The sequence below is a fragment of the Parajatrophihabitans canadensis genome, from assembly GCF_053764775.1.
In genome coordinates, this window is the sequence record NZ_CM132445.1 from 4,511,891 (window position 1) to 4,524,329 (window position 12,439).

Sequence of the window (12,439 nt, forward strand, 5' to 3'; positions counted from 1 at the left end):
CAGATCTGAGTGCCCATTCGGCTTCGAATAGCTAGCCAATTTTGCGAAGCAGGCGGAGCAGATCGCGCACCTCATCGGGGTGCAAACTGGAGAAGACGGACCGCTCTTGAAAGTTCTCCAGCAGCGTCCGGCGTATCCCCGCGCCTTCCGGTGTGAGCCGAATTGTCTTGGAGCGACGATCCACAGGATCCTCCGTACGTTCAGCCAGCCCTTGCTTGACGAGCCGCTCCACGAGACCGGTGATATTCGAGCGGTCACAGTGCATCGCGGTGGCTAGGTCCTTCATCGCTGGCGGGTCTTCCTCGGGCGCCAGATGCCACATCAACTCGCCGAGCGGGCCGGTGAGCCCCAAACTGCGGACCAGGACGTCCAGATCGTTGAAGATCACCCGAGACTGCGCGATGAACGTAATGGCGAGCTGCCTGAGATCCTCCGCGGCGTCGTCACTGTCGGCGGGCGTGCTCACGACGATAGTTTCCTAACTACGTAGTTGACTAACTCAACTATTGATTCTAACGTACATCCGAGGTCGGTCATGGAACCGACACGAATGATTTTTTTGCCTGCGCTCAAGCAGAACGCTCAAGGAGAAATAGTGAACCTGACGAATAAGGTCGCGATCGTCACCGGCGGTAGCCGCGGGCTCGGGCGGCAGATCGCACTGGAGCTAGGCCGACAAGGAGCGAAGGTCGTCATCGCGGCGCGCACCGTCGAACCTCGGCGGACCCTGCCGGGCACCATCGGCGAGACCGTCGAACTGATCAAGCAAGCCGGCGGAGACGCTCTTGCGGTGAAGTGCGACGTCGCAAACCCCGACGACCTCAGGCTGCTGGTCGAGCAGACCGTCGCCGCGTTTGGCGGCATCGACGTCGTCGTGAACAACGCAGCCGACATGGTGGGCCAGGAGCTCGAGCCGATGGTGGAGGCAATGCTAGGGCTTGCTGATGTTGCAGCTGCGGACACCACGTCCGCAGACGACCGCCTCGACAGCTGGCTGCGCCAATTTGCCATCAACGTCCACGCCCCGTTCTTGCTGATGGTCTTGGCGACTCCCTATCTGCGCAGAGACGGCGGCGGGGTGATTGTGAACATCAGCTCTGAGGCGGCCGAGATCGTTCCTCCGCCGTCCGCGGGCGTGGTCGACGCACAGCGTTCAGCGGACAACCTCAGCCTCGGTTACGCGACGACGAAGGCCGCTCTCAACCGCCTGACCAACAAAGCGGCCTCCGAATTGGCTGCCGACAAGATAGCGATCGTGGCGGTATCCCCAGGACCGATCCGTACCGAACTCGCCGATCTAATGGCCGGGCGCGGCTTCATCAACACCACCGAGTACGCGTCCATGGGTGACTTGGTCTCCACCGTGCTCAACGTCATCACCGCCGAAGATCCGATGACGTTCAGCGGCCAAATTCTCACCATGGCTACTGCCTGAAAGACAGCCCCTTGTCCGGCCCGCCGCAGCTATGGGCTCCGTCTCAAATGGCGGAAAGCGGTGTTTGGATCTCGCCGCCATTGCAGACTTGGCTCCATGACCGTCGTGAGCAGAAAAACCATGTGGTTGCACTTTGCATGGCGGCGGTAACGGTGTCGGTACTGTCCGGTTGCACCGGCAACAGCACGCCGGATGGTTTGTATCGCTACAAACAGTCGACACCGCTCGGAACGGTCATTCCCGTTGATCGCCGCGCACAGGCCGGGGCGATGTCGGGCTCACTGTTGGATGGTGGAGCCCAGTATCAACTGAGCCAGGATGCGGGCAACGTCGTGGTGCTGAGCTATTTCGCTTCCTGGTGCGGACCATGCCAAACCGAGGCCCCAGAGATGGATGCGCTCTATCGCCAGCGCAAGGCTTCGGGCGTCAAGTTCGTCGGCGTGAATACCAAGGATCCATCCAAGAGCAGCGCTTCGTCCTGGATAGCGGAGAAGAAACTTAGCTTCCCGATCATCTATGACCCGCCGGCGAAGACCGCGCTGGAGATCGGAAGCATCCCGATCACTTTGCCGGGCACCATCGTGATCGACAAGCACGGTCGGGTCGCGGCGGTTTACTTAGGGCGCCTCCAGCCAGATGATCTGACACCCGACCTCGACGTGCTAGCCAAGGAAGCCTGAGCCTGCAGGGCGTCTGGAACACCTCGCATGCCGAAGGTTTGAAAGAGAGCACTCTGGTGCGGGTCCTGCGAACTTACTGCAATCATGAACAGCCGACGAAGAAGCTGACAGCTCTGCTCGAGCAAGCCCAACGCAGCCCCCGGAAACCGGCGGAATCACCGAAGCCGGTCAAGAAAATGCGCCTGCTTACCGAAGCCGAGCTCGAGGACGTTGTCGCCCGCTATGAGGCTGGAGACACCATCAACGGGCTGGCCAAATCCTTTGGGATCGACCGCGAGACGGCACGGAACCACTTGATTCGATTGGGAATCCCCTTACGCTCGAACCAGTCCCTGCTGACCGCTGCTCAGGTCGCAGAAATAATTATACAGTACAAGTCCGGCATATCTACCTACACGTTGGCAGCGCGCTACGCGGTCAGTCCGGACACGATTCGGCTGCGGCTCAAGCAAGCTGGGGTGGTCATGCGCAGTCCAACGGCTTGGCGGAGCAAGTCGCGAGCCGATTAGGGCTGCTGCTCCCGGAAGATGTCCAGCAGCACCTTGGCCAGTCGCTCCGCATCTGGCTCCGGGTGGACGACCGACGTGACCGTGATGTGTCGCTCGGTATGGGCCCAGCGACCCTTAGAGGATAGGACCCGCGGCGGCGGATCGCCTTCTCTCAGCTGGGCTTCCAACTTGGCCAGAGCCCGACCAGCCTGCTGCGGCAGACTCGGTCGATTGAGGGTGATCAGCTGGCGGTGCGCAAGCAGCTGCGGCTGGCTCAGATTGTTCGAGGGCTGGAAGTAGGCATGGAGCTGCCCGTCGCTGATAGCCAGGAATAGATGCCCTCAGCAGTAAGCCACAACCGGCGAAGACGACTATGGGTAGCTAAGTACTGCTGATTGGTGGTACGGGACATGCTGCACTTAGATTATCCCCCCCCCCCCCCGCTGGGTCAATATGTTGCCATTTGACCAGATACCGGTTGGGCTTCATAAATCAACTCGATTGCTGCCAGCGCCAGGCTTAGCTGCCGCCCGGCTGTCTCATTGCCGCAATCGAAGCTCTGGTATTTCGCGCAGTTAGCTCGCCCAAGAGAGCCACTAGCTGTTCTTCAGCCGCCGCACCGATCGCCTCCAAAGTAGTAAGGCCTGCGCCCAATAACGACAGGTAGTTTGCTCGCGAGAGTACGTTCCCGAGACTGCTCGCGAGCGTGCCGAGTTCGGCAGGCAATCCGATCTCCAGGCGAGTACCAAGATCGGCGATGCCATCCTGATTAGCGACGCTGGCGCCACGGACACGACACACTGTGGCGACGGCATCGATGACGTCCCGGGTGCGTCCAGATACTGCGCGTATGGCGCCCGCAGCCGATCGATCACGCATGTGCTGCATGAGTTCATCCTCAATCGCTGACATCTGCGCCCGGCTCGCGAACCGAAGAACAGCGACTGCCTTCTTCGCCCTGGCCAAGGACGTGCCTCCACCGACATGCAGTCCGTTCAGTAGATTGTCTTGAACCCCAAGCACCCGGAGCGCCTGCGGCCACCTTGCCTGTTCCTGGTGCGAGCGAGTTGCCACCGGGAGATACATGCCATCCATCTCAACGGTGACCTGCGCAATCACGATTAAATCGGCTTCCGATAGCGGCGTGCCGTCCACGAAACGCAGGAGCGATGAAACCTGCGTCACGGATCGAACTTCAATCCCAGACTCACCTGCGAACCGACCCAGCTCAGTTACGGTCAGGAGGCCCCCAGGCTCGATATCCAGGAGCTGCGCCTGTAGCAATGCGCTCAGGCTTTCTTGGAGCGAAGCCCTGTCCCAGCCGTTTCCTCCTCGGTCGACTCTTTGCCAAATCGCAAAGCTGTTTTCGAGAAGGGCAAGCAACTCAAACTCGGCAACTGACCCACCGAGCGCCACAAGGCTACGAAGAATCATCGTCTGTGGATCTGTGGTCTGATCGAGGAAGTGGGACGTGACCGCCTCCGGCTGGCCCAAGACATATCGCTGCCACGCCTGCTGTGGCGAAGGATCACCGGTGGCAACGATGTACGACTCGCCGGCCGCGGCAAAACCGAGACGACCCGACCGTCCAACCATGTTCTTGTATTCTGCGACGGAGTACGGGGTAGGCGTCAGGCCAGGATGAGTCAGGCCAGCTATTACCACCGCTTCTGCCGGAGTGTTTATACCCATTGCCAAAGTCGTCGTAGCAACGATGACTTTTAGATCCGACCCCGGCTCTCGAAACCGCGTTTCGAGAGCTGTCCGCTCGGCAGCGCTGAGGTCGGCGTTATGAAAGCCAACCCCTCCAGCCAACGATTGCCGCAATGAATCAGAGGAAGACGAAAGATCACCATCCGGAAGTTGATCAAGTACAGACTGTGCGGGTTGCAGGCCCAGCGCTGAAGCTAGGTAGTGGGCCGTGCCGATCGTTTCGCCTTTCATGGCGCGAAAAACGATGACCTTCTTGCCCTCAGCAACTAGCCGTTGAACAAGAGGAATGATAGTCGGCTTGCTACCCTGACCACCAACTCCCCAGGCCGGCGTGATGAACTGTTCTTCTACTGTCGAACCATCCGGCATTAGATGAATGGCATGCCCAGCAGCGTTAACTACGCTCTCCCGCAACGGAATCGGCCGTGCCTCAGTCTTCAGCAGGCCAGCGTCAAGCCACCGTTCGAGACCATGGGTCTCGCCAATAACTGCGGACAGCGCCACAATCTGCGGAGCACCTCCCCGCGCATGCCCGGAACGCAGCAGAGTGATCAAGAACTCCAGAGATGCTCCACGCGACAGATCCGAAATATTTTGCGCCTCGTCAATAACAACGAGTGAAATCCCGCGCATCACCCAAGGGCTACCCGTAATAATGTTGAGAAACTTCTCATATGTGAGCAGGGCCAAATCGTACTGCCCTGAATAGATCGAGCCGACTTGGTCGGAGTGTTCGCCAGTCGCACGAACGACAGTCAGATGATCTCCGTACAACCCTGCAAAATAGTCGTACTTGTCGTTAACCAGCGCCCGCATTGGCAACAACATGATGGCCCGGGACCCGCTCTCGGCCGCGCGGATCGCCGCCAGCTCTCCGATCAGGGTCTTGCCCGACGAAGTGGGAGCTACGACGAGTAATGACTTTCCGCTAAGCACACCAAAGTCATTGATAGCTTGCTGCTGTAGTTCGTTGATCCCCGGCATCACCGCAGACCACCGATCCACAACTTGTGGACTAAAGCCATACGGCAGCAGCGAACTCCATTCGTGATTGGCGGGCGGCCGCACCCGATCAGGAAATGCCGCCGCGTAAGCGGCACCAGGAGTCAGCCGCGGCAGAGCGGGAGAACCCTCGACTGATCCATAGAGTGTTGGGGTTTGGACTTCACTGAGTAAGTGCGCTGAGTCGATGACGCTAGTAGTCACATGGTCAAGCAACGCGTATAACGGGATCTGGGCCGCGGTTGCGAGGTCGCCTACACCTTGCAAGGCTTCCAGAAGGTGATACGTAAACAGGCCATGACCGAACCGTTGCGTTTCGAGAGCTGGTTCTCCTCTGCCAGACGCCATGAGTACAACGCGACCATCGCCTCGAACGAGGCGCTCGACAACCTGTCGATCTTCGACGGCAGACCTTGCGGTTGTTGGGGCGAAAACGCGGGCCCCACCGAAGCCGCCTGCGAAACAGCAATCGAGCACCACAACGAGCTGCCTGGCCGGTATCTGATCAAGCTGCAGGGCGAGTTCATCAAGCGAAAGACACGTCCCTGCCAAATCAGTGTCGTCCGCATCGACTGGAACCAAGCGATGGTCGTGTGTCCCGTGCCCGGAAAACGTCACGACAACGAGGTCATCCACGTCTGCCGACTTCAAAGCATCTAAACCGGCAAGAATGTTTACTCGCGTCGCATCCGCATCGGTTAGAACCCTGATGTCGCCATCTGTGTTGTCTTGAAAGAGACTGCTCAAGGCGACGGCATCGGCGCGCGCGCAAGACAACCGATTGACGGGTGGGCTATAGCGATCAATGCCAATAAATAAACCTTTAAACACGACTCTCCCATTCTACCGCGATTCGTGTTCAAAGTATCGCAAGGAGTTTTCTGGAGGAGGGCGACAGCATCTACAGTGCCTCGGTTTGCAACACCATCGGTACATCCACCCCTGAGGCAAAATCAGCAAGAACGTGTACCGATGCCCGTACCGAGCGCAGCCCCACCCCTGAAGCGCTGTTCGGTCTGTGCGGGCGAGTATTGGTCAAAACAAAAGGACTGCACCGCATCGGTACAGCCCTGTCTCTGGTACAAAGTTTCTAGTAAGGCTCGTAAGGTACCTGTTTGGTGCGGGTCCTGCGAACTTACTGCAATCATGAACAGCCGACGAAGAAGCTGACAGCTCTGCTCGAGCAAGCCCAACGCAGCCCCCGGAAACCGGCGGAACCGCCGAGACCGGTCAAGAAAATGCGCCTACTTACCGAAGCCGAGCTCAACGACGTCGTCGCCCAGTACGAGGCCGGTGACACCATCAATGGGTTGGCTAAGTCCTTCGGGATCGACCGGGAAACTGCGCGGAACCACTTGATTCGATTGGGTATCCCGTTGCGTTCGAACCAGTCCCTGTTGACCGCTGCTCAAGTCGCGGAAGTTATTATACAGTACAAGTCCGGCTTATCGACCTATTCGCTAGCAACGCGCTACGAGGTCAGTCCAGACACGATTCGCCTGCGACTGAAGCAAGCTGGGGTGGTCCTGCGCAGCTCGACGGACTGGCGGAGCAAGCCGCCGGCGGCTCCACGACCCGGCTAGGGCTGCCGCTCCCGGAAGATCTCCAGCAGCACCTTGGCCAGTCGTTCAGCATCCGGCTCGGGGTGAACGACCGACGTGACCGTGATCCGCCGCTCGGTATGGGCCCAGCGACCCTTAGCGGATAAGACTCTTGGTGGCGGATCACCTTCTGCCAGCTGGGCTTCCAACTTGGCCAGAGCCCGACCAGCCTGCTGTGGCAGACTCGGTCGATTGAGGGTGATCAGCTGGCGGTGCTCAAGCAGCTGCTGTTGACTGAGATTGCCTGAGGGTTGGAAGTAGGCATGAAGCTGCCACTGCTCGGTAGCTGATAGCCAGGAATAGTTGCCCTCAGCAGTAAGCCACAACCGGCGAAGACGACTATGAGTAGCTAAGTACTGCTGATTGGTGGTGCGGGACATGCTGCAATTAGATTATTCCCCCCCCCCCCCCCCCCCCCCCCCCCCCCGGATTTTCAAGAGGATTTGAACGGGGTTCCTGATTTGAAGGTCAAACCCGACTAGTTTGAATTAGATGCCGCAGTGATCATGCGCCTGACCGGAACCGGCAAAAGCTCTGCTACGCCTGTATCTTCAACCATCCGTGAGAAGGTTTGCCAAGCTCGAAGCCTGATCTCCGCCGGTTCGAGCTCAAAATCCCGCGCCATTAGGTCTTCGACGTCCGTTAGCCCACCAGGTCGAGGGGGTACGGCAGAGTGTCGGTTGCCAGCCGGATGATCAGTTTCAAAGAGTATGCGGTCAAGGGGCAAACTCCTTTGGGCACCTGCCCGGGTCATCGCATAGTTGACAGAGAAGTAGCACCCGAGATCAACCGCTTTTTCAGTTTCTCGGGTACTGCCAAGCCACCAGTGCAGGACTACCCCATGCAACGGTCTGTCCTCAAGGGCGCTCAGGACTGCGCCTGTCGCTCCGTAGCTGTGAATTGACAGTATCCGTTGATGCGACGCCACAAGATCCAGAATGGCGTCGAGGTTTTTGCGTTGCAACTTCAATGGAACTGCTGACTTGACGTCCAACCCGATCTCGCTCACAAATGCCGTATGTTGCAGCAGGTCGCCAAAGAGGGTCGTGTCGAAAGCTCGCTGAGCATCGGCTATACCTGGATGACAACCAAGACCCCAGATGGTTACTTGATCCTTTCGAGACATTACCTGCTGAAACTCATGCGACGAGCGTGTTGCGGCGAAAACTACGGCACCCAGTCCCTCGAGCTCTCTGGCCGAGATGGAAGGGTTGATATGGGCGTGCATGTCTAGCGGTGGAAGGTTTGGGCTCACCCTAGATACGCTCGCAGTTCCTCGATACCCCTATTGCATAAATCCAAAGCCTCACGTGCTGGATAGTCAGGTGGCAGAGACATAGCCATGATCGTTCGACGGCTGACGCCATCGGTAGCGAAGTCGCGCATTGACGTCAGGATGGACTTCTGATCGACGAACTCGGTGTATTTGCCGCTCGTGTCATCACTTAAGTAGACGGTTGAGTCAGGGAGCTTGGCTGCCGCGAAGGATGCCCGCCTCACGATGCAGCCAAAACAGACTCCACATGAACGCGCTGGGGAGGCGCCGCTGTAGCGGCCGTCAGTATGAGCGCACGAATTCGTGGCACTCAGGAGGTGTGACGCCGCATCGGTGCCCACTGTCTTGGCCAACCTCCCGAACATTTCCCCTTTAGTCATCCTCTCGAACGGGTTCGTGATCGCGCCGTGCGCACCTATATCCGTCAGCAATCGCCCTAGGTCGTGTAGGAACTTGGGGTGGGTAGTGTGAGTCGATAGACTCCCGCGACGATCAGGCCCGAGCGGTGGGTTGAGCGAAGCGAACCCGTTCTCCGGTATCCACAGGGGTGTCTGGCCTTGCTCCGCGACGGCGAGTCCGACGGCCAGGAACAATAGTGACCTCGACCGATTTGATGGTTCACTTTGAAACGAGCTGCCATCTAGCCGGCGTGCCCCGCGATTTAGATACAGCTGGTGGTGTATCTGTTTTCGTCCGGGTACGAGGTCTCGGATAGTAGTGGCGGCTTGCTTTTGGAGTGGTGAGATTGTGGTGGAACTGAAATGAGATACGAGCGCCTGGCCCTCGCCCACCTTAAGTTCGTGTCGTGAGAGAAGCGCTCCCGTCGCCGAATCAGCTCCTCCGCTCAGGAGGACAGTGCGCTCGTACGAGGCATCGTCGAGCGTGAGCACATTTTCGGGACCGACTTCCGCCTCCCTGAACACGAAGGCCCATTGGTCACCCGTAAGAAAGTTGACGATCTCTGACAGGCGATTGGCATGACGCTGCCAGAGATCAGGTTCGGAAACGGATACCGTCAGCTCGAATTGGCGCCTATTCCAGTCTGAACCGCCACGTTGTCTGCTAGTAGATCGATCGGAGGCAAAGACGCCAAGGGCGATACGCACAAAGTCCAGGTTCAACAAGCCGATTGGGCCAAGCTTCTCCAGGTACGGGCCGAGCGAGCCGGTAAACGCTGAGCTTTTACCCTTGTCCCATAAGAACACTTCGTCGTAGCCGTCTACGGATCGAGCGACTTCTTCCGAAAGGGTCAAGATATGGCGAGTCATGAGTTACCCTCACCGAAGATCTTGCCGAGCTGTTCAACGCAACTGTCGATCGCGCTCGTTATCTCAGCAGCTGTTGCGCCTGTGGCTGACAGGGAGACCTGAGAAGCAAGTTCTTCGGCAGCATTGCGGATCATTGTTTCGCTGCTCTTGCGACTCTCGTACGAAGCGCCGTCCTTGCGGATCGTGGCTCCAACCTCAGTGAGAATCACGTCTACAACCATCACTTCAATCGTCTTGCGCACGACGTCGTCAGGAGATGGGGTTTGATCGCTCGGTGCCTGGAGTATCCAGTCCACGACCTCAGCGATCATGTCCCGCGCTTCCGCGTCGTCGATCGAGCTGTCTGGTTGTGTATCAAACGCCGCTTCTACAATGAGCATGCCGACCTGAATCGGATCGTTCAGCGCCTGAAGGTCGTTGTAGTTGAGCCCGGCCGTTTCGAGGCTCTCACGATCACCTGTGGCGTATGCCCTGGCCAGCTGTCCGGCGCGACCTGCCGCGCGGGATATTTTTGAAGTTGACCGCGCTGGCCCTCCCGACGATCTACCACCGCCAGCACCACCACCCGAGCTGGAACCACCGCCACCACCGCCGCCGCTACCGCTACCAGACCTTAGAAGGAGCCGTATCGCTGGTCCGAGATCGATTGCGTGGGGCTGAGGGGTGTTTGAGCTACCTGCGCCATCATCCGTCGAGTCGACCGGTGACATGGGCTTGGATGAGGCGTCGGCTTCCTGATCAAGCCACTCGGCGATCGAGTCTCGAAGGTCAGACGCATCCTTACCGCCGCTGCCGCCAAATGAACCACTCGTACCCATGCCTATTCATCCCACCCGTCGATAACCAGAGTGACGGCATTGACGAAGGAGTGCGACCCGTTCCCTGTCTTCCATGCCTCAAGAACTGACCGGTAAACCGGTAGTGCCTTAAATTTCAGTGCGGTCGCAGGTTCAATATCTGGGATCGGCAGAATCTTAAGCGCCGCCAAGCCACTCGGCGTCACGGTCGGATGCACATCAACCAGTCGCAGAATCGCGGACACCGTGAACTTCTGAAGTGACGGCTGGTCTCGTGTTCGCTTGCCAAGGAAACTCACGAGTAGCTGCGCGTCAGATTCGGAGAGTGCCCGGAGATCGTCATCTGTGACTGCGGCGCGATCAACTTTCAGGCCCGAGGTCAGAGCCGCGGCAATGTCTCGCAGACGCTGCGGGAGACCTTCGTCAATCAACTCAATGCGAGCGAACGAGGCGGCCAAGTACAGATACCCAGACACGTCCGTGGCATCCAGTACGGGCGGAAGTTTCGCCCACCGCACAAGGGTATCGGTCAGGCCGGTTTCATCGGCGGCCGGCGACACGTCCTCAGCGGGTTTCTTCTGTGCTACGCGTTTCGCGGCAGACGACGTAGATGGTGTTTTCGCTGTGTCCCTATTTGGTGCGGATGCGGCAACGCCTTTGTTCGCGATGGCGTCAAGAGCCTCCAGTCGATCACGCAATTGGCCCGTCGCCAGCCAATCCAACACAAGTTTGAAGTCCTCAGGCAGAAGACGTTCAAGCACCATAAGCTTGGCGACCGCGTCGGTTGGAAGCTTGATGCCACGTCTCCTGGCCACAGCCAGACGCACATTTAGATCATTGAGGAACCTCTTGATACGACGCGGATTCCCTTTGAATTTCTCATACAGGATTGGCGTCAGACGCCCTGCTGTCGTAAGAGCCTCGGTCAGATCAACGTCCTTGGGAAGTTCAAGGTCGTCAACGCTGCCGCCGCTCTGCCTAACTGCCGCACACTGCGCCACTAGCTGATTGAACTCAGGCTCGCCGACTTTCGCCCGCGAGAGGAGCAAGAAAAGGTATGCCTGCGTGTCGAATCTGCTCAGGCCTGGAAGCGGAATCGTCGTTTGAACTATCTTGTGAAGGTAGAGGGTGGCAACGTCCTCTTCCTCAGAGGGCGGCACAGGTGACCCGCCCAGATGGCGGCGGATTGCGTCCGCGACTCGTTCTTCGTCTGCAGCTAGTACGAACGACATCCCTTTAGCCGACAAGAAGAGGCGGATCGACTCAAGCGTTTCAACTACTGTGTCTGGCAAGCAGCGATCAAGGTCATCTACCAGGACAACTACCCGTGATACATGCGATAGCTCGTCAGATTCTAGAAGCTTCGCAAACTCTTCACGAAACTTACCTAACCCCCGCTCGCCGCCGAGCTCATCCGCGGCGCCCTCCTTAATCAACCCAAGCAGATCCTCCGGCTTCGGCAGCTGCAGCGTCATCGAGGTCATCGCAGCCATCTTGAGGGCCTTCGCCCAATTAACCCGTTTGGCTAGGTCACTGAGGAGCTTCTTCGCTTTGTCGCCCGTTCCCGCGGCCTCCCTGATCTCGCCGGCAAGCGCGGTTAAGACTTCGGAGATGAGACTCTCCTTGGGCCCAAGCGAAGGATCGAATCGCCACGGTTCGACCGGTATTACGAGAACACTTGAGGCAGACTTCTTCGAGCGCCGCTCAATCTCCGCCTGCACCAGTGAGAGCACAGTTGTCTTGCCGCTGCCCCAGGAGCCTGATAGGCCAAGCGCAATAGGGTCAAGGCCCTCATCAAAAATTGCGTCGACGAGGGTCGTAGCAACAGCATCAAAGGAAAGCAGGTCTGTACCAGACGGTTCGTCGGACCAGAGCGGAAAAACGGCCTCAGTCATATTTGTTATTATCTCACTATTCTGGACAAAAGCTGCTATTTTCCGCACGAATGACAAACTCAGCAGTGGTAAGAGGAGTTTCTGAAGGTCCTCGGGAACAGTATCGGTACATCCACCCCTGGGGCTGAACGGCACGAAAACATGTACCGATGGCCGTACCGAGCCCGGCCCCACCTCTGGAGCGCCGTTCGCCCGATGCGGTCGGATAGCGGTCAAAACAAAAGAACTGCACCGCATCGGTACAGCCCTGTCGCTGGTACAAAGTTTCTAGTAAGACTCGTAAG

At 58.3% G+C, this 12,439-nt stretch carries 11 protein-coding genes and 1 pseudogene; 4 read left to right on the plus strand and 8 right to left on the minus strand.

The features are described 5' to 3' along the window. Positions 1 to 31: 31 nt before the first annotated feature. On the minus strand, positions 32 to 466 hold the full coding sequence (locus tag ACSMXN_RS21730) for a MarR family transcriptional regulator (RefSeq protein ID WP_022914553.1): 435 nt from the start codon (positions 464 to 466) through the stop codon (positions 32 to 34). Between the two features lie 129 nt (positions 467 to 595). On the opposite strand from ACSMXN_RS21730, the gene ACSMXN_RS21735 reads away from it, so the two are divergent. From ACSMXN_RS21735 to ACSMXN_RS21745, 3 genes are read left to right on the plus strand one after another with little or no spacing between them, the layout of a single operon-like run. After that, positions 596 to 1,435 carry an SDR family oxidoreductase gene (locus ACSMXN_RS21735; RefSeq protein ID WP_196811374.1) on the plus strand — a complete coding sequence of 280 codons (840 nt, stop codon included), beginning with the start codon at positions 596 to 598 and terminating at the stop codon, positions 1,433 to 1,435. Between the two features lie 47 nt (positions 1,436 to 1,482). Beyond that, positions 1,483 to 2,115 (plus strand): TlpA disulfide reductase family protein, encoded by a 633-nt coding sequence (locus ACSMXN_RS21740; RefSeq protein ID WP_022914555.1) that lies wholly within the window; start codon positions 1,483 to 1,485, stop codon positions 2,113 to 2,115. Positions 2,116 to 2,171: 56 nt separating this feature from the next. After that, complete coding sequence (locus ACSMXN_RS21745; RefSeq protein ID WP_455407638.1) at positions 2,172 to 2,624, plus strand: hypothetical protein; 453 nt, start codon at positions 2,172 to 2,174, stop codon at positions 2,622 to 2,624. Positions 2,625 to 3,122: 498 nt separating this feature from the next. Here the strand turns inward: ACSMXN_RS21745 and ACSMXN_RS21750 are convergent, their stop codons facing one another. Then, positions 3,123 to 5,384, minus strand: a complete 2,262-nt coding sequence (locus ACSMXN_RS21750; RefSeq protein ID WP_455407790.1) for a DEAD/DEAH box helicase — start codon at positions 5,382 to 5,384, stop codon at positions 3,123 to 3,125. A 135-nt stretch (positions 5,385 to 5,519) separates the two neighbouring features. Next, positions 5,520 to 6,149, minus strand: a pseudogene (locus ACSMXN_RS21755) (caspase family protein); the annotation flags it as partial. A gap of 287 nt (positions 6,150 to 6,436) precedes the next feature. On the opposite strand from ACSMXN_RS21755, the gene ACSMXN_RS21760 reads away from it, so the two are divergent. Next, positions 6,437 to 6,901, plus strand: coding sequence for a hypothetical protein (locus ACSMXN_RS21760; protein ID WP_022915973.1), 465 nt, complete (start codon positions 6,437 to 6,439; stop codon positions 6,899 to 6,901). Here the strand turns inward: ACSMXN_RS21760 and ACSMXN_RS21765 are convergent. From ACSMXN_RS21765 to ACSMXN_RS21785, 5 genes are all read right to left on the minus strand, one after another. Then, entirely contained in the window at positions 6,898 to 7,299 is a 402-nt protein-coding gene (locus tag ACSMXN_RS21765; RefSeq protein ID WP_155958608.1) for a hypothetical protein, read from the minus strand. The genes ACSMXN_RS21760 and ACSMXN_RS21765 overlap by 4 nt on opposite strands. Positions 7,300 to 7,397: 98 nt before the next feature. Continuing rightward, positions 7,398 to 8,174, minus strand: coding sequence for a TatD family hydrolase (locus ACSMXN_RS21770; protein ID WP_022915975.1), 777 nt, complete (start codon positions 8,172 to 8,174; stop codon positions 7,398 to 7,400). Then, positions 8,171 to 9,463, minus strand: a complete 1,293-nt coding sequence (locus ACSMXN_RS21775; RefSeq protein ID WP_022915976.1) for a hypothetical protein — start codon at positions 9,461 to 9,463, stop codon at positions 8,171 to 8,173. Before ACSMXN_RS21775 ends, ACSMXN_RS21770 begins: the two co-directional genes overlap by 4 nt. Beyond that, complete coding sequence (locus ACSMXN_RS21780) at positions 9,460 to 9,843, minus strand: hypothetical protein (protein ID WP_196811483.1); 384 nt, start codon at positions 9,841 to 9,843, stop codon at positions 9,460 to 9,462. Before ACSMXN_RS21780 ends, ACSMXN_RS21775 begins: the two co-directional genes overlap by 4 nt. 440 nt (positions 9,844 to 10,283) lie before the next feature. Further along, positions 10,284 to 12,155 (minus strand): P-loop NTPase fold protein, encoded by a 1,872-nt coding sequence (locus tag ACSMXN_RS21785; RefSeq protein WP_022915978.1) that lies wholly within the window; start codon positions 12,153 to 12,155, stop codon positions 10,284 to 10,286. Between the last annotated feature and the right edge of the window lie 284 nt (positions 12,156 to 12,439).

Excerpts from the sequence above, each read along its gene's own strand:
- ACSMXN_RS21740 (WP_022914555.1), top strand. The coding sequence starts at position 1,483 with ATGGCGGAAAGCGGTGTTTGGATCTCGCCGCCATTGCAGACTTGGCTC.
- ACSMXN_RS21765 (WP_155958608.1), bottom strand. The coding sequence starts at position 7,299 with ATGTCCCGCACCACCAATCAGCAGTACTTAGCTACTCATAGTCGTCTT.
- ACSMXN_RS21775 (WP_022915976.1), bottom strand. The coding sequence starts at position 9,463 with ATGACTCGCCATATCTTGACCCTTTCGGAAGAAGTCGCTCGATCCGTA.
- ACSMXN_RS21780 (WP_196811483.1), bottom strand. The coding sequence starts at position 9,843 with ATGCTCATTGTAGAAGCGGCGTTTGATACACAACCAGACAGCTCGATC.
- ACSMXN_RS21785 (WP_022915978.1), bottom strand. The coding sequence starts at position 12,155 with ATGACTGAGGCCGTTTTTCCGCTCTGGTCCGACGAACCGTCTGGTACA.